The following is a 20605-nucleotide window of genomic DNA, read 5'->3' on the forward strand; positions in this document are numbered from 1 at the left end:
ACTAGATCGTGCTGCCCGGTTCGCTCTGCTGACGGAGCGCGGACAGGGCGACGCTGACGGCCGCGAATCGGGCGACGGCGACTGTGCCGTGAGCCGGGCTGCCGCGCTTGCACAGGCTCACAGCGGCCGATACATCGGGAAACTCGCCGTAGTGCAACAGGCGGGCCAGCAGGGCGGTCAGGTTGAACGGTGCCATCGACGTCGGTGTATAGCGGGCGAGATCGACGGCGGTACGCAGGGGAGTGGTGACCCTCACTCCCGAAATGGTGCGCACGTCATCGGGAGTCCGCACAATTTCGCGTACCCGAACCCGCGGTGACCACAGTGATGTCGTCCGCGCGCCGATCAGCACACAGAACTGGTGGCGGCGCGGCTCTGGAGTCACGCCGTAAATCCACGCGGCGGTGAACTGTTCCGCGATGGCGCGGGGCGGGACCAGCTGGCTGGCGGCGAGGGCCCGATTGGAGCATCCGTCTATTTCATCGATCACGCACCAGGAATCGGCGACTTGAAAGACCTGCCCGTCAAGACGGGCACCGCAGAGCTCGGCGAGCGGCAGATCGCTGAGCGTGAACGCTCGTCCCCAATGCTGTGTCATGCCACCAGAATTGCGCTGAACCAGATCCAGACTCCCCAAGGAGCCTGGATCTGTGGATAAAGCGGTTACGCATTGACGGTGCATAACTTCGCGGGGTTCTGCTGCCGTGCTGGTTTCTAAGCCGCTTTGGTTACTGAGCCGTGCTGGTTACTGAGCCGTGCTGATTGCTGAACCGTGCTGATTGCTGAGCCGTGCTGGTTACGGAGCTGCGCTGGCTACTGGCCGATGGCCTTGAGCCAGGTCTTACGGGCTTCGAGTGCTTCGGTCGCGTCCTTGATGGCGCGGGCATTCTGCCCCTTCTGGGCCGTGGCCAGTTCAGCCTCGAGCTTGGCGATCGCATCGTTCAGCTGGCCGGCGAGGCCCTCGGTGCGGGCCTTGGTCTCCGGGTTGTTGCGCTTCCAATGGTCGTCATCGAGCTTGCGCACCACCGCTTCCACCTTGCGAAGGCGATCCTCGATCGGCTTGACCTGGTCGCGGGGAACCTTGCCGATGAGGTCCCACTTGCGCTGGATCGTGGTGAGCGTGTCGCGCGCGGCGTTGCGGTCGGTGGTACTGAGCAGGGTCTCGGCCTCGGTCACCAGTTCGAGCTTCTGCACCAGGTTGGCGGAGAACTCCTCGTTGTCCTGAGCGTCAACCTCGCTCTTGACCGAGTAGAGCACGTCACCAGCGGCCTTGAACTTCGCCCACATGGCGTCGTCCTGCTTCTTACCGCTGCGACCGGCTTTCTTCCACTCGTCGAGCAGGGCGCGATACGCCGAGACGCCATCGGCGCCCCGCGGGGCGAGACCCTCGGCCTGTTCGATCAAATGTTGCTTCTTCGTGCGCACGTCTTTGTGAGCGCTGTCGAGCTCAGCGAAGAACGTTTTGCGGTTTTGCTCGATGGTGGTGCGTGCGGCCCGAAAACGCTTCCATAGGTCGTTGGCCTCACCCTTGGGAATGCGGGGAGCGTCGTGCTGGTGCGCCTGCCATTTGGCGAACAAGGCGTCGAGAGCAGCGCTGGTCTGCTTCCACTGTGTCTTGGCCGGGTCTTCGGCGGCCAGGCGCTCGGCCTCGGTCACAATCTCGGCCCGCTCGGCGACGGCGGCAGCGGATGCGGCCTTCGTCTCGATGCTCTGCTGCTCGGTCAGCTCACTGACGGCTCCGCCTAGGGCGCCGAGCCGCTCGGCCAGCGCGGCCAGGTTTCCGACCGCGTTGGCATTGGCGACCGCAACGGTCAAGTTGGCGACCGACTTGGCAATGTCCGCGGCCGGAGCTCCACCCTTCGCTCGCTGCTCGAGCAGGGTGACCTGACCATTGAGCTCAACATATTTGCGTTCGAAGTAGGCGAGGGCCTCTTCCGGAGTGGCATCCGGATACTGGCCGACAGCGCGTTCACCCTCTGCCTCGCGCACGTACACCGTGCCGGTTTCGTCTACGCGACCCCATGGTTGCTGATCTGTCGTAGTCAAGAGCGTCACCTTTGCTGAGTTGTTGTGTGTGGATCCGCGGGAGTGAGGAGTGCGGAACCAGGAAATACCGGTATAAGCCTATTGCAATAGCGCAGGGGGATCGATCGATCCTACTGAACTGTTATCCCCGTGATCGAAGTCGGCACCTTGGGGGCACCGTCCCCGGAACCATCCGCGGTGCCCGCGTCAGTGACCGTGGCCGTGAGCTCATCGAGACCACTGGTGACGTGCCCCAGTACCGTATAACCGCCGCCAGCGTCCGAGGGAATGGTGGTGTCGTCGTACACGACGAAGAACTGGCTGCCCATACTGAAGCCGTTCCCACCCTGCCGGGCCATCGCGAGCGTACCGGCCGGGTAGACGTTGTCGGTGGGGGCGTTCTCGACCGGACCGTAGCTGTAGCCGGGGCCGTGCGTGGCGTCCGGACTCGTGTTCCCGGCGTCGGGATCGCCGCACTGCAGCACAAAGAACCCGCCAGTGGTGAGCCGGTGACAACTGACTCCGTCGTAGAAGCCGCTCTGGGCGAGACTGATAGTGGACGAGACCCCCTGCGGGGCCAGCGCGCCGTCGAGCTCGATGCCGAGCTTGACATCGTTGAGAGTGAGCGTTCCGGTCCAGGTGCGGCCTTCAGCGAGGGTGCTCGCCGGCACGTCGCCGAGGTTCTCACCGGCGGCTGCCGTGGCAGCGGGCGTCGCGGCAGGGGTCGCGGCAGGGGTGGCGCTTGCCGTGTCGGTCGCGGCCGGGGTGCCAGGACCGCCGTTGAAGTAGAACACCTGGGCGACCACGATCACGGTCAGTACGACGAGCAGTCCGCCGCCGGCGATCAGGTTGTCGCGCACGCGCCGCTTCTGCTGGTACTCGTGCACGGCCCGTCTAGCCTGATAGGAACGAACACGTCCGCGCTCTTCACGTGCTGCACGCTCAAGCTTGTAATTCGAAGCCACTTGGAACCCCTCCAAGGCCGTCGGGGTTGGCGACGACCGAACAAAACGTGATCCAGGCACTAACGCGCCCAACCTCGTAGAACTCTACGCACAAACTACGCTGGAAGAATGTCCGATGCTCAACCAGGTCTGCGCAGTGGTGCGACCCCCCTTGCCGTACGAATGCGCCCGAAAACCCTGGACGAGGTCGCCGGCCAGCGTCACCTGCTGACACCGGGCTCGCCACTCGTGAGCCTCGCGAGCGACAAGACGGGGGAACGCGGCAGCGTGTCGGTCATTCTCTGGGGGCCGCCCGGCACCGGAAAAACCACGCTTGCGCAGGCCATCGCGCACAGCTCCGGGCGACGGTTCGTTGAGTTGTCCGCCGTCACGGCCGGTGTGCGTGATGTGCGCCAGGTGATGGAAGATGCCCGCACCAACCGCGATTTGTACGGTCTGGCGACGGTACTGTTTCTCGACGAGATCCACCGCTTCTCCAAGGCCCAGCAAGACACCTTGCTGCCCGGGGTCGAAAACGGCGTCGTCATCCTGGTCGCCGCGACGACCGAAAACCCATCGTTCTCGATCATTTCCCCCCTGCTGTCTCGTTCCCTGTTGCTCACCCTCGAAGTTCTCAGCGACGACGACCTCGGCATCGTCGTCGATCGTGCCGTCACCGATGCGCGCGGCTTGGCCGACCGGTTCGAACTCGAACCTGAGGCCCGCGGCGCGATCATCCGACTCGCCTCTGGTGATGCCCGGCGGGCACTGACCGCGCTAGAGGCGGCATCCGTTTCAGCCGAATCAACGCTCGAAGCGGGAGCGACCGGTAAGCCAGTGATCACGACCGATATTGTCTCCCTCGCCGTTGATCGTGCGCTGCTGCGCTACGACCGCAACGGTGACGAGCACTACGACGTGATCAGCGCGTTCATCAAATCGGTGCGCGGCAGTGACGTCGACGCCGCGCTGCACTACCTGGCGCGCATGATCGAGGCCGGCGAAGACCCGCGCTACATTTGCCGCCGCATCATCGTCCTCGCCTCCGAAGACATCGGAATGGCCGACCCGCAATCGCTCCTCATCGCCGTCGCCGCCGCCGACGCCGTGCAACTGATCGGCATGCCGGAGGGTCGGATACCGTTGGCCCAGGCCGTCGTGCACCTCGCAACCGCACCCAAGTCCAACGCCGCATACATGGCCCTCGACGCGGCGATCGCCGACGTGCGGGCCGGCAAGATGGGCCGCGTACCCAAGGGCATGCGCGACGCGCACTACCCCGGTGCCAAACGACTCGGTCACGGCAAGGGTTACCTGTATCCGCACGACGATGCGCTCGGCGTGGTCACCCAGCAGTACCCGCCAACGGAGCTGAAAACCACCCGCTATTACGAGCCGACCGAGCACGGCCACGAGCGCGACATCTCCGCCCGCCTCCTGAAAATCCGCCGCATCGTCCGCGACGAATAATTCTCCGCCCTCCGCTCTGGACTTGCCGCGATGGCGGGTTTTCCGCGGGGTTGCGGATTGGATGTTGGAGCGAGGAGCGGATGAAGCGGTGTGCTAACCTTGACTCTGTCTACAACTGGTTTCGGCATGCGGCTGCGTCCGTTTCCAGCTTGGAGGGGAATCGTTCTGTAGCCGAACATCCCATGGCACCCAATCCTCTGATCTCCCATGACGTTTGTGCTGTAGTGATACGCACTCGCCCTGGTATCCCTGTTATTGAGTCCGATTGAAAGGAAACCGTGTCTACCAAGTCACGTACCCGCAGTAAAACTCGCCTCTCGCGCGCCCTGGGCATCGCCCTCACGCCGAAGGCAGCCCGCTTCCTGGAGAAGCGCCCCTATGCACCCGGTGAGCACGGCCGCACCAAGCGCAAGACCGATTCGGACTACGCCGTTCGTTTGCGCGAAAAGCAGCGTTTACGCGCCCAGTACGGCATCCGCGAAGCCCAGCTCAAGATTGCCTTCGAGCAGGCTCGTCGTCGTCAGGGACTGACCGGTGAGAACCTCGTTGAGATCCTCGAGACCCGTCTCGACGCTCTCCTCGTCCGTTCCGCGATTGCGCGCACCACGGCTCAGGCTCGTCAGATGATCGTGCACCGTCACATCCTCGTTGACGGAGAACTTGTTGACCGGCCCTCCTTCCGCGTGAAGCCGGGCCAGCTCATGCACGTCAAGGCTCGCAGCGAGGGCATGGAGCCCTTCCAGGTTGCAGCAGCCGGCGGACACGTCGACCTGCTCCCCAAGCTCCCGCCGTACCTCGAGGTTGAGCTCGACAAGCTTCAGGCCCGCCTCGTGCGCGCCCCGAAGCGCATCGAGATTCCCGTGACGTGTGAAGTTCAGCTCGTCGTGGAGTACTACGCAGCTCGATAGCTAGCAATTCGACTGGTTCTCAATAACCTTCGGGCTGTTCGAAACCGGTACGCTGAAGAGCGGATCACCCCAGGGTGATCCGCTCTTTTGTATACCCGGGCTCCGCAGGAGCCGATCGAGCGAAGTGGAGTCACCGTGTCAGGTGGAGATATTGCCGGACTCATCGCTGCCGGCGTGTTCGCGATTTTGGTCGCCGTCATCGCCATTCCGCTGGTCAAGCTGGGCCGGGTCTTCGATAAGACGACCGCGGCCATCCAGGAACTCACCGAGGGAATCACCCCGATGCTCGCGGAAACGACAGAGACGATCCGCTCAACCAACCAGCAGCTCGCCCGGGTCGATACCATCACGAGCAACGTTGCGGATGTCACCGGGAACGTCTCAGCGCTTGTCGCGTTAGTCGCGGCGACGGTCGGCGGGCCGCTGATCAAGCTCGCCGGGTTCTCGGCCGGGGTAGTGGCGGCCTTTCGCGCCGGGCGGCCGCGGTCCGGGCGCAACCGGGGTTGACCGGCTACTCTGGAGACGGCGTTGATATTCCCGCGCCCGACTTATCGATAGCCAAGGCTAGCGGTACCCGGCCTCAGTCGATGCGGTTCTATTGACTCGGTCAGAGGCCGCGCAGATTCAGGGAGAAGTGCCATGAAGAATGTCATCTGGTTGGTCATCGGCGTGGCCGCCGGCTTCGTAGTTGCCCACGAGGTCAACAAGACCCGGCAGGGCAAAGCGTTCTTCACCGAACTCGACACCAAGGCACGCGAATTCGGCGAGGCCATATCTGAGGGCTACCGCGAGCGCGAGGCCGAGCTGCACGCCGCACTCGGCCACGTCGCCGACGCCGCGGGTGATGCGCCAGCACCCAGCGCGCCCGAAGCATCCGCCCACCGGTAGAAGCACCGCTCCAGCACCCCTCAATTTCACGGCATCACAACATTCATGCACCACCAAAGCTACGGACACCATGCAGACTGCTGACATTCGCGGGCGCTGGCTCGACTTCTTCGCCGATCGTGGACACACCGTTGTCCCGTCCGCGTCACTGGTGAGCGACGACCCCACCCTTCTCTTCACCGTGGCGGGCATGGTGCCGTTCGTGCCGTACCTCACCGGGCTGGTTCCCGCTCCGTACCCCCGCGCCACGAGCGTGCAGAAGTGTATTCGCACCAACGACATCGAAGAGGTCGGCAAGACTCCGCGGCACGGCACCTTCTTTCAGATGAACGGCAACTTCAGCTTCGGTGACTACTTCAAGGAAGAAGCCATCGGCTTCGCCTGGGAACTGCTCACCACCCCCGAGAACCAGGGCGGCTACGGGTTTCGCGAGAGCGAACTCTGGGTCACGATCTATCTCGACGACGATGAGGCGTACCGCTACTGGCGGGCACTTGGAGTGCCGGATAACCGCATCCAACGCCTTGGCATGGACTCCAACTACTGGTCCACCGGCCAGCCAGGACCGGCCGGCCCCTGCTCGGAGATCTTCTTCGACCGCGGCCCCGCCTACGGCGCTGACGGCGGCCCGGCCACCGATGACGACCGTTACGTCGAAATCTGGAATCTGGTCTTCATGCAGTACCTGCGCGGTGAAAGCACGGGCAAGAGCGACTTTCAGATTCTCGGCGACCTGCCGAAGAAGAACATCGACACCGGCATGGGCCTCGAACGCGTCGCTTTTCTCAAGCAGGGCGTCGAGAACATGTACGAGATCGACCAGGTACGCCCGGTGCTCGACCGCGCGGCCGCCCTGTCGGGTCGCCGCTACGGCGCAGACCACGACGACGACGTTCGCATGCGCATCGTCGCTGACCACGTGCGGTCCTCGCTCATGCTGATGAGCGACGGCGTCATGCCGTCCAACGAGGGTCGCGGCTACATTCTGCGCCGCCTGCTGCGTCGCAGTGTGCGCGCCATGCGCCTGCTCGGCGTCGACACCGTGAGCATGCCCGAACTGCTGCCCGCCTCGCGTGACGCCATGAGCGCCGCTTACCCCGAGGTGAAGAGCGACTTCGGGCGCATCAGCCAGGCCGCCTTCGCCGAAGAAGAAACCTTTTTGCGCACCCTCGCAAGCGGCAGTGCCGTGCTCGACCTGGCCGTCGCGAAGACCAAAAAGGCCAGCAAAACCGAACTGGCCGGCCCGACTGCTTTTTTGCTGCACGACACCTACGGGTTTCCGATCGAGATCACGCTCGAGATCGCCGAAGAAGCCGGCCTCAGCGTGAATCGTGACGCCTTCGACGTGCTGATGACCAAGCAGCGCACCATGGCCAAGGCCGATGCGAAGTCCAAGAAGACGACCCTGGCCGACCTCGGCGTCTACAGCGCCTTCCGCGCCCTCGGCGAGACGGTCTTCACGGGGTACGACGACCTGCGGAACGAGTCGGGCGTGCTCGGACTCATCGTTGACGGCGAATCCGTGACGAGCGCGGTCGCCGGCGAGACTGCCGAAGTTATTCTCGCCGAAACCGCCCTCTGGGCCGAATCCGGCGGGCAAGAAGCGGATGCCGGCCTCATTGTCGGCCCCGGCTACGAGCTTAAGGTGCTCGACGTGCAGAAGCCGGTCAAGGGCTTGATCAGTCACAAGGTGCTGGTGCAGTCCGGCGAAGTCGGTGTGGGCGACAGCGCGACAAGCGTGGTCGACGAGAGCTGGCGCCGCGGCGCGCGCCAAGCGCATTCAGGCACTCACGTTCTGCACGCTGCACTGCGCCAGGTACTCGGCCCGAACGCCCACCAGTCCGGCTCGTACAACAAGGCCGGGTTCTTTCGCCTCGACTTCTCCTGGAACCAGGCGCTGTCACCGGCGACTCGCGCGGAGATCGAGGAGATCTCCAACAATGCCATCCGCGACAATCTTCCGGTCACCACGCGGCAGCTGCCCCTCGCCGAGGCGAAGGCGCTCGGCGCCATGGCTTTGTTCGGTGAGAAGTACGGCGATGTCGTGCGCGTTGTGGACATCGGTGGTCCCTGGTCGCGCGAACTCTGCGCGGGCACCCACGTGAGCAGCAGCGCTGAGATCGGCATGATCAACCTGATCAGCGAGGCCTCGGTCGGATCGGCCAACCGCCGCGTCGAATCGCTCGTCGGCCTCGAGGCGTTCCGCGACCTTGCCGCCGAACGCGCCCTGGTGTCACAGCTCACCTCGAGCCTGAAGACTCCTCGCGACCAGCTACCCGAGCGCATCAGCGACCTCGTCACGAGCCTCAAATCGGCGGAGAAGAAAATCGCCGCATTCGAAGCCCGCGCCCTGACCGACCGGGTTCCGGCCCTGCTGGCCTCGGCTCGCCGGGTCGGCGCCGTGACCGTTGTTGCCGAGGACCTCGGTGTGCTCGCTTCCCCGGACGATGTTCGGATGCTGGCCCTCAATACCCGGGAACGCCTCGGCACCGACGCAGTCGTCGTGGCGCTCTCGGCCATTGCCGGTGACAAGCCCGTCGTGATCGTCGCAACCAACCAGTCTGCTCGGGCTGCCGGGCACAAGGCCGGCGCCCTCGCCAAGACCGTCGCTGCAATTCTCGGCGGTGGCGGCGGCGGTAAGGACGACCTCGCGCAGGGTGGCGGCCCCAATGGTGACGCCATCCCGGCCGCGTTGCAGGCCGTCGTTGCGGCGGTCAGCCGCTAACGATGCGCTCCGACCGAACCCCCGCCTGGCGTCGGACCGACAGATCGGAGATCGCGGCGGGCGATGTCGTGCCTGCCACGGTGACGCCCGCACCCCGCATGCGCCCGGGGGTGCGGATTGGCGTCGACGTCGGCAAGGTGCGGATCGGCCTGGCCCGCAGCGACAACCACGGCATGCTCGCCACACCGGTCGAGACCGTCGCCCGCGACCAGTCGGGAGTGACCGACGTCGCCCGCATCCGCACGGTGGTGCTCGAGCTTGACGCCGTCGAGGTCATCGTGGGCCTCCCGCTGGCCTTGTCGGGCAACGTGACGGCATCGACCGACGACGCGATCGATTTCGCCGACCGGCTCGCCCGCACGCTCTCCGTGCCGGTGCGTCTGGTCGACGAACGGCTCTCGACCGTGTCGGCGCAGTCGGCGTTGCGGGCATCCGGTCGTTCAGCGAAAACGCAACGACCAGTGATCGATCAGGTAGCCGCGACTATCATTCTGCAACACGCGCTCGACAGCGAGCGTGCCTCGGGGCGACCGCCAGGCTCGCCCGTCGAACCGACCGAGAGGCCGTAACGGTGCCGAGTTCCATCCCTGAAAATCAGCTGCCGAGCCGCCGTCAGTTGCGCACGCAGCAGGCCGCCGCGCAGGAGGCCGCCGCGCAGGAGGCCGCCGCGCAGGAGGCAGCCACGCAGGAGGCAGCCGCGCAGCAGGCCGCCGCGCAGCAGCTGGCTGTGGGGGAGATCAAGTCTGAACCAGCCCGGCCTTCGGTCGCCTCCGCTGCACCACTAGTGCCGCGTCGGCCGACGGAGGCCGCTCCAATTCCCACGACGATCGGTCGCGCAACCGATGCCATCGCTGATCCGATGCACAATCTGATGGCGAACGACAGCGGTGATTCCGGCCGCGGTCGGGCGAATCGGCGGTCGCTTCTCGCTGGCGAACCGCCCCGGGAAAAGCGCGGTCACAAGGGCGCCTGGGGCTGCCTGATCGTCTTCGTCGTGCTGGCTGCGCTCCTGGCCGGCACGGTGTTCTTCTTTCAGGGTCCCATCTCCCAGATCATCGCGGCCACTCAGGGACCGGCCGATTTCACGGCGGAGGAAGCGGTCGCCGGTGAAGATGTGGTCGTCATGATCCACGACGGTGACGGCGGCTCGGACATCGCCAGTTCCCTCGTCGACCAGGGCGTGGTGAAGAGCTTCGATGCGTTTTACAGGATTTTGTTGCAGACGACCCCGGAGCCGGTGTTCCAGCCCGGCGCCTACCAGCTGAAGACGAAAATGGTCGCGAGTACGGCCCTCGCTGCCCTGCTCGACGCGAAGACACGACTGAACCGCACCGTGGTCGTGCCCGAGGGCACAGCGGCCGTCGATGTACTGCAGTTGATTTCCGAGGGAACGGACATTCCCCTCGCTGATCTGCAGGCCGCCGCAGCGAACGTCGCATCCTTTGGACTGCCGGCCGAAGCGGCAACGCTCGAGGGCTTTCTCTTTCCCGCCACCTATACGTTCGCGCCGGGGGACACCGCGCAGATCGCACTGCAGACCATGGTGAATCGCCAGTTCAAGGCCCTCGACTCTGCCGCAGTTGCCGCCGAGGACCGCTGGTCGACCGTCGTGCTCGCCTCACTGATTCAGCGGGAAGCCGGCCTGCGCGACGACTATTACAAGGTGTCTCGGGTCTTTCGCAACCGGCTGGATCCCGCCCAGTGGCAGAGCGGCCTGCTGCAGTCCGACGCAACAGTCGCCTACGGTACCGGGAACACGCACCTCGTGACCACGACCGACGCTGAACGCGGCGATGCCGGCAACCTCTACAACACCTACGTGCATCCCGGCATGGTCGTTGGCCCCATCTCCAACCCGGGCGACCTGGCCATCGATGCCGCCCTGCACCCGCTCGATGGATCGTGGCTGTTTTTCGTGACCGTAAACCTCGACACCGGCGAGACGGTGTTCTCCACCACGGTGGCAGAACACGATGCTGCTGTTGTCGTCTGGCAGAACTGGATGAGGGAGCACCCCGAATATGGATAGTCTCACGCCGAATCGGCTCGCCGTCCTTGGCTCGCCGATCAAACACTCCCGTTCGCCGTTGCTGCACCGGGCTGCCTACCGGCAGTTGGATCTCGACTGGTCCTACGACGCCGTCGAGGTGAAATCGGGCTCCCTGGCGATGTTCCTGAGCAAGGTCGGGCCCGAATGGCGCGGTCTGTCACTGACCATGCCGCTCAAGCAGGAGGTGCTGCCGTTCATCGACGACTGCGATCGGGTGGCGCAGCTGACCGGTTCGGTCAATACGGTGCTGCTGCGCAAGGTGAATGGTCGCGGAACGCTGAGCGGGTACAACACGGATGTTGCGGGTCTGGTGCGCGCACTGGCTGAGGGTGACATCACCCGGGCAACCCACGTGACCCTGCTCGGAGCCGGCGCGACGGCGGCATCCGCCCTGGTGGCGGCGGCGGAACTCGGCGCTGAATTCGTCACGGTGCTGGCGCGGGATCCGCAGAAAGCGCAGCCGCTAATCGAACTCGGCCGGTCGCTCGGTGTGGTCGTCGACCTCCAAGGATTTGGCGGCTCCACCCCGGTCGATAGCGACGTCGTGATCAGCACCCTGCCCGGGGGAACCGTGCTGCCCGCACCGCTGCCGCTCGCGCTGCGGAAACGGGCGGTCTTGTTCGACGTGGCCTATTCACCGTGGCCGAGTGGGGTGGCCACGTCGTGGCAGGTCGCCGGCGGAAGCGTGCTCGACGGTCTCGGAATGCTGTTGCATCAGGCGCTCATCCAAGTGCGGGTGTTTGTCACCGCCGACCCGTTCGAGCCCTTGCCCGATGAGGCGGCCGTGCTCGCGGCCATGCGCGGCGCTCTGACCCGTGACACTGGCCCTCATGATGCTGTGGAAAGATAGGAACCATGCTTCGTTGGCTCACCGCCGGAGAATCTCACGGCCCCGAACTCATCGCCATTGTCGAGGGTTTGCCCGCTGGGATTCCGGTCACCCTTGATTCGATCCGTCTCGACCTGGCGCGCCGCAAACTCGGCTACGGCCGGGGCGCGCGCATGAAGTTCGAGGAGGACGAGCTCACCCTCTCGGGTGGTGTCCGCCACGGTCTCACTCTCGGCGGCCCGGTAGCACTGCGCATCGGTAACTCGGAATGGCCCAAGTGGGTCGACGTGATGAGTGCAGCACCGGTTGACCCGGCCACGCTCGCTCGCGGCCGCGGTGCGCCCCTGACCCGGCCCCGGCCTGGCCATGCCGATCTCGCCGGCATGCAAAAATATGGCTTCGATGAAGCCCGCCCGGTGCTCGAGCGGGCCAGCGCCCGCGAGACCGCCGCTCGCGTGGCACTCGGTGCCGTGGCCAGGTCTTTTCTGCACGAGCTGGGAATTGAGCTGGTCAGCCACACCATCGCCATCGGCCCGGTGCGCGTACCAGACGGCTCGCCGTTGCCAGAGCCCGCAGACGTCGATGCCCTCGACGCCGACCTGCTGCGCTGCTTCGACGCCGAGACATCCGCTTTGATGGTCGCTGAAGTGGATGCCGCACACCGGGACGGCGACACGCTCGGTGGCGTCGTCGAGGTGCTCGCCTACAACCTGCCCCCCGGCCTCGGATCGTTCGTGCACTGGGACCGCCGTCTGGATTCCCAGCTCGCCGCTGCCCTGATGGGCATCCAGGCCATCAAGGGTGTCGAGGTCGGCGACGGCTTCGAGACCACCCGCCGCCGAGGCTCGGATGCGCACGACGAACTCGTGCAAGCGGATGGCGCCATTCAACGAGTCAGCGACAAGGCCGGCGGAACCGAGGGCGGCATGAGTACCGGTACCGTGCTGCGCGTGCGCGCCGGCATGAAGCCCATCGCGACCATTCCGCGAGCCCTGCGCACCGTCGACGTCGCCACGAGCGAGCCAGCACCGGCGCACCATCAGCGCTCCGACGTCTGTGCGGTTCCGGCGGCCGGCGTCGTCGCCGAGGCGATGGTCGCGCTCGTGCTCGCCAATTCCGTGCTCGAGAAGTTCGGCGGCGACTCGATCGGTGAGACCCGCCGTAACGTTCAGTCGTACCTGGCCAATATTCCGGCGAACCTGCGAACGGGCGCGTCGAGCGACGCCTCCCTGTAGCCGGCCGTGAACGCGGTGTTCTCCCGGCGCAACTCGCTGCTACCGATTGTTTTCATCGGCCCGATGGCCGCCGGCAAGACGAGGATCGGTCGCCGCGTGGCGCGCGGGCTCAACGTGCCTTTCATTGACACCGACAAGCGCATCGTCGAAAGCTACGGTCCGATCGCGGAGATCTTCGCGCGCGAGGGCGAAGAATATTTTCGCATCGTCGAGCGCGAAGCCGTGGACTTGGCGCTCGGCGAGCCGGCCGTCGTCTCGCTTGGCGGGGGAGCGGTGCTGCACGCCGACACCCAGGCCGATCTCACAGACGCGACCGTCGTCTATTTGAGCGTGACCACCGCGGCCGTGCAGGCGCGCCTCGGCGGCAGTAAACGGCCGCTCTTAGCCGGCGGCATCACCGACTGGGAACGCATCTACAACCTGCGCCGCCCCACCTATGAAGCCTTCGCGACGATTCGCCTGGACACCTCCAACCGACCCATCAGTGGCATTGCCGACGAAATCGTGAATTGGGTTCAAGAAAGAAATGATGACTGAGATTACCGAGAAGAACGAGATGACCGACCAGCCCGCTACCACCGTGATCACCGTGACCGGGGTCGACAGCTATCCGGTCAGCGTGGGGCGTGGACTGGTCCGTACCGTCGCCGAGCAGCTGGGCAGCGGAGTCAACAAGGTACTCATCGTGCACACCGCTACCGTCGGAGCCCGCGCGGTCGCCCTGCGCGACAATCTGCTGCAGACCTACTCCGAGGTCTTGCTCGCCGAGATTCCCGACGCCGAGGCCGCCAAGCGCGTCGAGGTCGCTGCATTCTGCTGGGGCGTCATGGGTCAGTCCGACTTCAGCCGCACCGACGCCGTGATCGGCCTCGGCGGCGGCGCTGTCACCGACCTCGCCGGCTTCGTGGCTGCCACCTGGCTGCGCGGCGTCAAACTCGTGCAGATTCCCACGAGCGTGCTCGGCATGGTCGATGCGGCCGTCGGTGGTAAGAACGGCATCAACACCGCCGAGGGAAAGAACCTCGTCGGTACCTTCTATGCGCCCGCCGCCGTGATCTGCGACCTGGACCTGCTCGAGCAGCTGCCGCGTAACGAGATCCTCGCTGGTTTCGCCGAAATCGTGAAAGCCGGTTTCATTCAGGTTCCAGAGATTCTCGACATCATCGAAGCGGATGTCGACCGGGCCACAGACCCGAAGACCCCCGAATTTCGACGGCTGATCGAACTGTCGATCGCCATGAAGGCCAGCATCGTCGGTGCGGACTTCAAGGAGGCCGGCCTGCGTGAGATACTCAACTACGGCCACACCCTCGGCCATGCGGTCGAGCACGCCGAACGGTATGGCTGGCGTCACGGCGCGGCCGTCGCCGTCGGCATGATGTTTGCGGCGGAACTTGCCGCCCTCAGCGGACGGCTCTCGATCGAGGTTGTCGACCGGCACCGCAGCATCCTCGAATCATTGAGTCTGCCCACCGGCTACCCTGTGGGCCGCTGGCCCACCCTGCTCGCCACGATGCAGCGCGACAAGAAGACCCGCAGCGGCATGCTGCGCTTCGTCGTGCTCGACGATGTGGGTAAGCCGACCATCCTCGAGGGCCCGGATGCCTCGCTGCTGTTCAGCGCCTACCAGGCGATCGGGCAGTAGCCGCCAGCCGCCGGACTGAAACTGCCGCTAGCTCGGAGCTGCCGCCGCAGCGGGCGGGGCTGCGGGAGCCGCGCCGACCCGGTCGGTGTCTGCGGCAGCCGTGCCGACCCGGTCGGTGTGTACCGCAGCCGCGCCGACCCGATCGGTGTGTGCCGCAGCCGCGAACGGGGTGATCACCGTCATGAGCTCCGAGCGAATGAGGAAGCGAACCCCGCGCGGTGCTTCGGCGCTGAACCCGCTACCGCGGCCGGGCACGACATCGACGGTGAGAAAGGTGTGGCTCCAATAATTGAACTGTTCGGCCGACATCCAGAAGTCGAGCGGCTGACTAGGTTCATCGGCCGGGGCCAGGTCGAATTGGCCGAGGCGCACGTCCTGATCGGAGGTGATGAACTCCCCGGCCATGAAGAGCATTGGCGAACTGCCGTCACAGCAGCCGCCGGACTGATGGAACATAAGCGGCCCGTGCTCCTCCCACAGGCTGCGGAGCAGATCGACCGCGACCGGGGTGAGTTCGACGCGAGGGACGGTCTCGCCGGCGATCGTGACCGACGCGGTGATCGTGGGTGTTGACATGGGCGGACCTTCCCAATTTGTTATGAAGTGCAAGACACGTGATGAAAGAGGGGCTGCCGACGACAATACGTCGTTGGCAGCCCCCAGACCAGACCCGCAGCGAAGTCACATCCCCTGGGATGCTGCTGCGGGTCACATCCTAATGACGGGGCGGTTTAGAAGAAGCCGAGCTTGTTCTCGGAGTAGGACACGAGCAGGTTCTTGGTTTGCTGGTAGTGACCGAGAGCGAGCTTGTTGTTCTCGCGGCCGATGCCGGAACTCTTGTAGCCGCCGAACGCGGCGCCGGCCGGGTAGGCGTGATAGTTGTTGACCCAAACACGACCGGCCTGGATATCACGCCCGGCCCGGTAGGCGACGTTGCCGTTGCGCGACCACACGCCGGCACCGAGTCCGTAGATGGTGTCGTTCGCGATCGAGATGGCGTCGTCATAATCGATGAAGCTCGTCACGGCGAGCACCGGCCCGAAGATCTCCTCCTGGAAGAGACGCATCTTGTTGTGGCCTTCGAAGATGGTCGGCTGCACGTAGTAGCCGCCGGTGAGGTCGCCGCCGAGGTCGGCGCGTTCACCACCGAGGGCGAGTGTGGCGCCTTCCTTGGTGCCGATATCGATGTAGGAGAGGATCTTCTCAAGCTGGTCGTTGCTTGCCTGGGCGCCCATCTGGGTGTCGGTGTCGAGGGGGTTGCCTTGGATGATCTTCTTGGCACGGATGACCGCGTCGGCAAGAAAACTGTCGTAGATCGGCTTCTGCAGCAGCGCCCTGCTCGGGGCCGTGCAGACCTCGCCCTGGTTGAAGGCGAACAGCACGAATCCTTCCTGGGCCTTGTCGTAGAAGGCATCCTTCTCCTGCGCGACGTCGCTGAAGAAGATGTTCGGGCTTTTACCGCCGAGCTCCACGGTCGACGGAATGATGTTGGCGGACGCGTACTGCAGAATAAGCCGGCCGGTCGTGGTTTCACCGGTGAACGCAATCTTGCGGATGCGGTTGCTCGAGGCGAGCGGCTTGCCGGCCTCGAGGCCGAAACCATTGACGATGTTGACCACCCCCGGGGGGAGGATGTCGCCGATGAGTTCCATCAGCACGAGGATGGAGACCGGGGTCTGCTCGGCCGGCTTGAGCACGACTGCGTTGCCAGCGGCGAGGGCAGGGGCAAGCTTCCAGACAGCCATCAAAATGGGGAAGTTCCAAGGGATGATCTGTCCGACGACGCCGAGGGGTTCGTGGAACTGGTACGAGACGGTGTCTCCGTCGAGCTGGGCGTGGTCGCCGTCCTGGGCGCGGATCGCCGAGGCGAAGTAACGGAAGTGGTCGGCGGCGAGGGGGATGTCGGCGTTGATCGTCTCGCGTACGGCCTTGCCGTTGTCCCAGGTTTCGGCGACGGCGAGCATCTCGACATTGGCGTCGATGATGTCGGCGATCTTGTTCAACACGGCTGCGCGCTCAGCGGGGCTGGTCTTTCCCCAGGCCGGTGCGGCCTTGTGGGCGGCGTCGAGGGCCAGGTCGATGTCTTCGGCGGTGCCTCGAGCAACTTCGGCGAACGGCTTGCCGGTGACCGGGGTGATGTCTTCGAAATACTGGCCCTTGACCGGGGCGACCCATTCGCCACCGATCCAGTTCTCGTACCGAGACTTGAAGGTAACTTTGGAGCCGGGTGTTCCGGGGGCTGAATAGACGGTCATATCACTCCTAGTTCGACAACGGTGTCGGGCTCGCAATCCTGCGGCCTGTTTCGACTCTAGGACCGGGAACGTTGCAGGATGTTGCGTCGTGTGCCGATCTCACCCTCGATGCGCGCCAGTTGCGCAACGACCATGGCACGCTTGGGCGAGCGGGCCGGGAGTAGTTCGAGGCAGGCCCGCCAGACCTCGGTGTCCCAGGTAGCCTCCTCGGTGCGGGCATAGGAGAGGAGAAGGTCGACCGAGGCGTCGGAGAGCAACGCTTCGCGCAGGCGACGGCTCACCTCCATGCGTATTTCGACGATTCCGGGCGCGTTGGAGCCGGGAAGGACCGCCCCGCGGTAGGCACCGAGCGCCACCCGATGGGCGCCTCTGTCCAGGAATGCCAGTACGCGTTGAGCGTCGAGTTCGAACGGGAACTCCAGCCGATAGGGACGGGACGCGATGGTGTGGACGGATTCCAGAAGTGCCAGCACCTTACGCACCCGGACCATCTCGGCGCGCAGGGTCTCCACCCCTGTTCCCTGGTCGGAGAGAAGAGTCGAGAGTCGATCGGCCGAAAGCCCCTCGCGGTGCCAGGCCAACAGGGTGAGAATTTCGGCGTGGCGTGGTGACACGTCGACGCTGCCCTCGCCGCAATGCACTCGACCGTTGTCCGTGCCCAGCACGCTCATCGAGGCCGCCACCACCCGTGGGGATCGCGGCGGCGGGGATACGTGCAGTCGATGTGCCCTGGAGAAACCTGTCGGGCGATCAAGACGCGCAATGCGCAAGTCCGCCTCCATCGCCGCGACGGCGGCTTCGACGAGGGGGAGCGTTTGCGGCGCGACAGCCTGGTCGCCGCCGGTGATGTCGATAACGCCGAGGATCTCGCCGGTATCCGGGTCGTGGATGGGTACGGCCGTGCAGCTCCACGGGTGCGCGAGGGCGTTGAAGTGTTCCGCCCGCCAAATCTGAATACCGCGGTCCAGCGCGAGGGCGGTGCCTGGGGCACTCGTTCCGACCCGGCCTTCCGACCAATCGGCGCCCTCCACGAACAGCATCTCTTCGACCTGCCGGCGCAGTACCCGGTCACCGTCGATCCAGAGCAGCCGACCGGTTTCATCGCCGACCGCAACGAGCAGCCCGACGTCGAAGGCATGTCGGATGAGCAGGTTGTGCACGATGGGCAAGACCGCGGCCAGCGGATGCTGGTTTCGCAGGCCGCGTAGTTCGGCGTCGGTCAACGTGCGATCGGGTGTCACTCTCGCCGGGTCGAGGCTGAGGGAGAGAGAACGCTGCCAGGAATCCTGCACGAGCTTGCGCACACCGGTCTGGAAGACCCGGTCGTTGACGGCGGATTCGTGGGCACGTTCCAAGGCGACCAGACTCTCACGCGCGGAGCCAGACGGAACCGACGACGTACTCTTGAAGCCGTGTCCCATCAGCGTCTGCCTCCGTTAGCAGTGGTCGGGCGAAGCGGCCGAGGCCACCGTCGAATTTTCATTCTAGGGGTAGCGCTCGGTTGATCGGCTGGAGTTTCGGTCGATTGCGACCGCCGGAGCGGTAATGAGCCGCACGTGTTCGCCGGAGATTATCCACAGCCTCGGCGTGCCAGGGATTTCTCGGGATAACCGCTGGCTATCGAAGCATCCGCTCATGCTGATTTCATGACAACCACGCATGATATCGACGACGCTCTGCCCGTGACCACGGTAGAACACGCTCGCGCACGCGTCTTCGACCTCGTCGGCCACGCCATCCGCCGGCAGCTGTGGCTCATGCTGCTCGACGCCCACGGGCAGCAGCTCCCGCTGCTGATACCCATCGATGGCATTCCCGTGCGGCCCGAACCCGGTTCGGTGCGGCCCTTCGCCGCCGGAATCAACGACCTCCTCGCCGCGGAGGCTCCGGGCGGCAGTGTCATTGTCACGCTGGAACGGCCGGGACCAGCAGCCCTCACCGAGGCCGATCGGGCCTGGGCGATCGAACTGACCGAGTCCTTTGGCACGCTCATGCGCCTCACCGGCCTGTGTGTGGCACACGATGATGGCGTGGCCGTTCTCCGTCCCTGACCGGCGCCGGCCGTGCGGCGAAGCCCCACGCCCTAGGCTGAGTGGATGAGTACAGTGCTGGTTCTGAACGGTCCGAACCTCGGGCGCCTCGGCAGTCGCGAGCCCGACGTCTATGGGGCGGCGAACCTGGACGACCTGCGCGCGGTGCTCGTCGCATCCGCTCGCGACGGGGTGAACATCGACCTGCGACAGACCGACGACGAGGCCGAGCTGATTCACTGGCTCTACGAAGCCGTCGATGAGCGGATGCCGGTGATCCTGAATCCGGCCGCGTTCACGCACTACAGCTATGCCCTGCGGGATGCCGCCGCCCTGGTGACCAAGGCCGGTCTGCCGCTGATCGAGGTGCACATCTCCAACCCGCATGCCCGCGAGACATTCCGCCACACGAGTGTCGTGAGCGCCATCGCGACCGGCGTCATCGCCGGCCTCGGATTCGACTCGTACCGGCTCGCGCTGGATTTCGTCACCCAGCCGTAATCGGCATCTGCCCGAACGTGCCTTTGGAGCCTGAGGCTTCGGCACCTAGACTTGACACGGTGCCATTTGCACCCGCGCACCTTATCAATTGAACGGAACACCCCTCCCATGGCTTCTACCGCTGATATCAGAAACGGCGTCGTACTCAACATGGATGGCCAGCTCTGGGCCGTCGTCGAGTTTCAGCACGTCAAGCCGGGCAAGGGTGGCGCCTTCGTTCGCACCAAGATGAAGAACGTCGTCTCCGGCAAAACCGTTGACCGAACGTTCAACGCCGGCGCCAAGATCGAGACCGAAAACGTCGATCGCCGCGACTTCCAGTACCTCTACAACGATGGCGACGCTTACGTCTTCATGGACGTCGCCGACTACGACCAGATCACCGTGTCCGCCGCCGTCGTCGGCGATGCGAGCAACTTCATGCTCGAAAACCAGGCCGTGACCGTGGCACTGCACAACGGCAACCCGCTGTATGTCGAGCTGCCCGCATCCGTGACCCTCGAAATCACCTATACCGAGCCGGGCCTGCAGGGCGACCGCTCCACCGGCGGCACCAAGCCGGCCACAGTGGAGACCGGCTTCCAGATTCAGGTTCCGCTGTTCCTGGAGCAGGGCACCAAGGTCAAGGTCGACACCCGGACCGGCGACTACCTGGGTCGCGTTAACGAATGAGCGCACGTACCAAGGCCCGCAAGCGCGCCATCGACATTCTGTATGCCGCCGATGTGCGTCAGATCAGCATTCCCCAGTCGCTCGCGACCGAGGCGGAACGCGCCGCGAGCGAGCCCGCACGCCTGGCCTCCTGGCTTTATGCTCGCGAACTCGTCGACGGGGTCGTGGATCACCGCGAAGAGATCGACGAACTGATCGAGACCTACTCGCAGGGCTGGTCGCTCGCTCGCATGCCCAATATCGATCGTGCCATCCTGCGCATCGGCATCTGGGAGATTCTCTACAACGATGCGGTTCCGCACGCCGTGGCGATCGATGAAGCCGTTGAAGCCGCAAAAATTCTGTCCACGGATGACTCGGCCGGCTTCGTCAACGGACTGCTCGGCAAGATCGCCCAAACCGCTCCGTCAGCCTGATCCTCGGCCGGC

The 20605-nt window shown here is 65.0% G+C and carries 20 protein-coding genes and 1 pseudogene; 15 read left to right on the forward strand and 6 right to left on the reverse strand.

The genetic code is table 11. From position 1 onward, the window contains the following. Position 1 precedes the first annotated feature (1 nt). From E3N85_RS02810 to E3N85_RS02820, 3 genes are all read right to left on the reverse strand, one after another. The gene (locus tag E3N85_RS02810; protein WP_166783836.1) at positions 2 to 598 is read right to left on the reverse strand and encodes a type IV toxin-antitoxin system AbiEi family antitoxin; all 597 of its coding nucleotides are present in this window, start codon (positions 596 to 598) and stop codon (positions 2 to 4) included. Positions 599 to 813: 215 nt separating this feature from the next. After that, on the reverse strand, positions 814 to 2046 hold the full coding sequence (locus E3N85_RS02815; RefSeq protein WP_174722449.1) for a DUF349 domain-containing protein: 1233 nt from the start codon (positions 2044 to 2046) through the stop codon (positions 814 to 816). A gap of 110 nt (positions 2047 to 2156) precedes the next feature. After that, positions 2157 to 2990, reverse strand: coding sequence for a peptidylprolyl isomerase (locus E3N85_RS02820; protein ID WP_134459155.1), 834 nt, complete (start codon positions 2988 to 2990; stop codon positions 2157 to 2159). A 108-nt stretch (positions 2991 to 3098) separates the two neighbouring features. On the opposite strand from E3N85_RS02820, the gene E3N85_RS02825 reads away from it, so the two are divergent. The 11 genes from E3N85_RS02825 (at position 3099) to aroB (ending at position 14719) form a co-directional block, all read left to right on the forward strand. After that, positions 3099 to 4439, forward strand: a complete 1341-nt coding sequence (locus E3N85_RS02825; RefSeq protein WP_134459157.1) for a replication-associated recombination protein A — start codon at positions 3099 to 3101, stop codon at positions 4437 to 4439. A 278-nt stretch (positions 4440 to 4717) separates the two neighbouring features. Continuing rightward, entirely contained in the window at positions 4718 to 5347 is a 630-nt protein-coding gene (rpsD, locus tag E3N85_RS02830) for a 30S ribosomal protein S4 (protein WP_092107727.1), read from the forward strand. Positions 5348 to 5482: 135 nt separating this feature from the next. Beyond that, complete coding sequence (locus tag E3N85_RS02835; RefSeq protein WP_134459159.1) at positions 5483 to 5854, forward strand: DUF948 domain-containing protein; 372 nt, start codon at positions 5483 to 5485, stop codon at positions 5852 to 5854. Between the two features lie 132 nt (positions 5855 to 5986). Next, on the forward strand, positions 5987 to 6235 hold the full coding sequence (locus tag E3N85_RS02840; protein ID WP_241978267.1) for a hypothetical protein: 249 nt from the start codon (positions 5987 to 5989) through the stop codon (positions 6233 to 6235). 70 nt (positions 6236 to 6305) lie between these two features. After that, positions 6306 to 8960 (forward strand): alanine--tRNA ligase, encoded by a 2655-nt coding sequence (gene alaS, locus E3N85_RS02845; RefSeq protein WP_134459161.1) that lies wholly within the window; start codon positions 6306 to 6308, stop codon positions 8958 to 8960. A 98-nt stretch (positions 8961 to 9058) separates the two neighbouring features. Continuing rightward, the gene (ruvX, locus tag E3N85_RS02850; RefSeq protein ID WP_134459438.1) at positions 9059 to 9529 is read left to right on the forward strand and encodes a Holliday junction resolvase RuvX; all 471 of its coding nucleotides are present in this window, start codon (positions 9059 to 9061) and stop codon (positions 9527 to 9529) included. A 2-nt stretch (positions 9530 to 9531) separates the two neighbouring features. Next, a complete protein-coding gene (gene mltG, locus E3N85_RS02855; RefSeq protein ID WP_241978268.1) occupies positions 9532 to 10989 on the forward strand; it encodes an endolytic transglycosylase MltG in 1458 nt (485 codons plus the stop codon). Beyond that, positions 10982 to 11860, forward strand: coding sequence for a shikimate dehydrogenase (locus tag E3N85_RS02860; protein WP_134459163.1), 879 nt, complete (start codon positions 10982 to 10984; stop codon positions 11858 to 11860). The genes mltG and E3N85_RS02860 overlap by 8 nt, the downstream gene beginning before the upstream one ends. A gap of 5 nt (positions 11861 to 11865) precedes the next feature. Beyond that, a complete protein-coding gene (gene aroC, locus E3N85_RS02865; protein ID WP_134459164.1) occupies positions 11866 to 13074 on the forward strand; it encodes a chorismate synthase in 1209 nt (402 codons plus the stop codon). A gap of 6 nt (positions 13075 to 13080) precedes the next feature. Then, on the forward strand, positions 13081 to 13611 hold the full coding sequence (locus E3N85_RS02870; RefSeq protein ID WP_241978269.1) for a shikimate kinase: 531 nt from the start codon (positions 13081 to 13083) through the stop codon (positions 13609 to 13611). 19 nt (positions 13612 to 13630) lie between these two features. Then, positions 13631 to 14719, forward strand: a complete 1089-nt coding sequence (gene aroB / locus E3N85_RS02875; RefSeq protein ID WP_134459444.1) for a 3-dehydroquinate synthase — start codon at positions 13631 to 13633, stop codon at positions 14717 to 14719. Positions 14720 to 14899: 180 nt separating this feature from the next. Here aroB and E3N85_RS02880 read toward each other — a convergent pair. The 3 genes and pseudogenes from E3N85_RS02880 to E3N85_RS02890 form a co-directional block, all read right to left on the reverse strand. After that, positions 14900 to 15295: pseudogene (locus E3N85_RS02880) on the reverse strand (DUF779 domain-containing protein); the annotation flags it as partial. A 155-nt stretch (positions 15296 to 15450) separates the two neighbouring features. Then, the gene (locus E3N85_RS02885; RefSeq protein WP_134459166.1) at positions 15451 to 16974 is read right to left on the reverse strand and encodes an aldehyde dehydrogenase family protein; all 1524 of its coding nucleotides are present in this window, start codon (positions 16972 to 16974) and stop codon (positions 15451 to 15453) included. A 56-nt stretch (positions 16975 to 17030) separates the two neighbouring features. Further along, a complete protein-coding gene (locus E3N85_RS02890) occupies positions 17031 to 18329 on the reverse strand; it encodes a GAF domain-containing protein (protein ID WP_241978270.1) in 1299 nt (432 codons plus the stop codon). A 291-nt stretch (positions 18330 to 18620) separates the two neighbouring features. Between E3N85_RS02890 and E3N85_RS02895 the strand changes: the two genes are divergently transcribed. From E3N85_RS02895 to nusB, 4 genes are all read left to right on the forward strand, one after another. Further along, positions 18621 to 19025: a hypothetical protein gene (locus E3N85_RS02895; RefSeq protein WP_134459168.1), complete on the forward strand. Its 405-nt coding sequence runs from the start codon at positions 18621 to 18623 to the stop codon at positions 19023 to 19025. A gap of 45 nt (positions 19026 to 19070) precedes the next feature. Continuing rightward, positions 19071 to 19505, forward strand: a complete 435-nt coding sequence (locus tag E3N85_RS02900; protein WP_134459169.1) for a type II 3-dehydroquinate dehydratase — start codon at positions 19071 to 19073, stop codon at positions 19503 to 19505. Positions 19506 to 19613: 108 nt separating this feature from the next. Further along, on the forward strand, positions 19614 to 20177 hold the full coding sequence (gene efp, locus E3N85_RS02905; RefSeq protein WP_134459170.1) for an elongation factor P: 564 nt from the start codon (positions 19614 to 19616) through the stop codon (positions 20175 to 20177). Beyond that, on the forward strand, positions 20174 to 20593 hold the full coding sequence (gene nusB / locus E3N85_RS02910; protein ID WP_134459171.1) for a transcription antitermination factor NusB: 420 nt from the start codon (positions 20174 to 20176) through the stop codon (positions 20591 to 20593). Before efp ends, nusB begins: the two co-directional genes overlap by 4 nt. The last annotated feature ends 12 nt before the right edge of the window (positions 20594 to 20605 follow it).

The sequence above is a fragment of the Cryobacterium sp. Hz9 genome, assembly GCF_004402825.1.
Lineage (GTDB): Bacteria > Actinomycetota > Actinomycetes > Actinomycetales > Microbacteriaceae > Cryobacterium > Cryobacterium gelidum.

Coding starts and splice junctions, on each gene's coding strand:
- E3N85_RS02810 (WP_166783836.1), bottom strand. CDS start 598: ATGACACAGCATTGGGGACGAGCGTTCACGCTCAGCGATCTGCCGCTC.
- E3N85_RS02825 (WP_134459157.1), top strand. CDS start 3,099: ATGTCCGATGCTCAACCAGGTCTGCGCAGTGGTGCGACCCCCCTTGCC.
- E3N85_RS02840 (WP_241978267.1), top strand. CDS start 5,987: ATGAAGAATGTCATCTGGTTGGTCATCGGCGTGGCCGCCGGCTTCGTA.
- alaS (WP_134459161.1), top strand. CDS start 6,306: ATGCAGACTGCTGACATTCGCGGGCGCTGGCTCGACTTCTTCGCCGAT.
- ruvX (WP_134459438.1), top strand. CDS start 9,059: ATGCGCCCGGGGGTGCGGATTGGCGTCGACGTCGGCAAGGTGCGGATC.
- E3N85_RS02860 (WP_134459163.1), top strand. CDS start 10,982: ATGGATAGTCTCACGCCGAATCGGCTCGCCGTCCTTGGCTCGCCGATC.
- aroC (WP_134459164.1), top strand. CDS start 11,866: ATGCTTCGTTGGCTCACCGCCGGAGAATCTCACGGCCCCGAACTCATC.
- aroB (WP_134459444.1), top strand. CDS start 13,631: ATGACCGACCAGCCCGCTACCACCGTGATCACCGTGACCGGGGTCGAC.
- E3N85_RS02885 (WP_134459166.1), bottom strand. CDS start 16,974: ATGACCGTCTATTCAGCCCCCGGAACACCCGGCTCCAAAGTTACCTTC.
- E3N85_RS02895 (WP_134459168.1), top strand. CDS start 18,621: ATGACAACCACGCATGATATCGACGACGCTCTGCCCGTGACCACGGTA.
- E3N85_RS02900 (WP_134459169.1), top strand. CDS start 19,071: ATGAGTACAGTGCTGGTTCTGAACGGTCCGAACCTCGGGCGCCTCGGC.
- efp (WP_134459170.1), top strand. CDS start 19,614: ATGGCTTCTACCGCTGATATCAGAAACGGCGTCGTACTCAACATGGAT.
- nusB (WP_134459171.1), top strand. CDS start 20,174: ATGAGCGCACGTACCAAGGCCCGCAAGCGCGCCATCGACATTCTGTAT.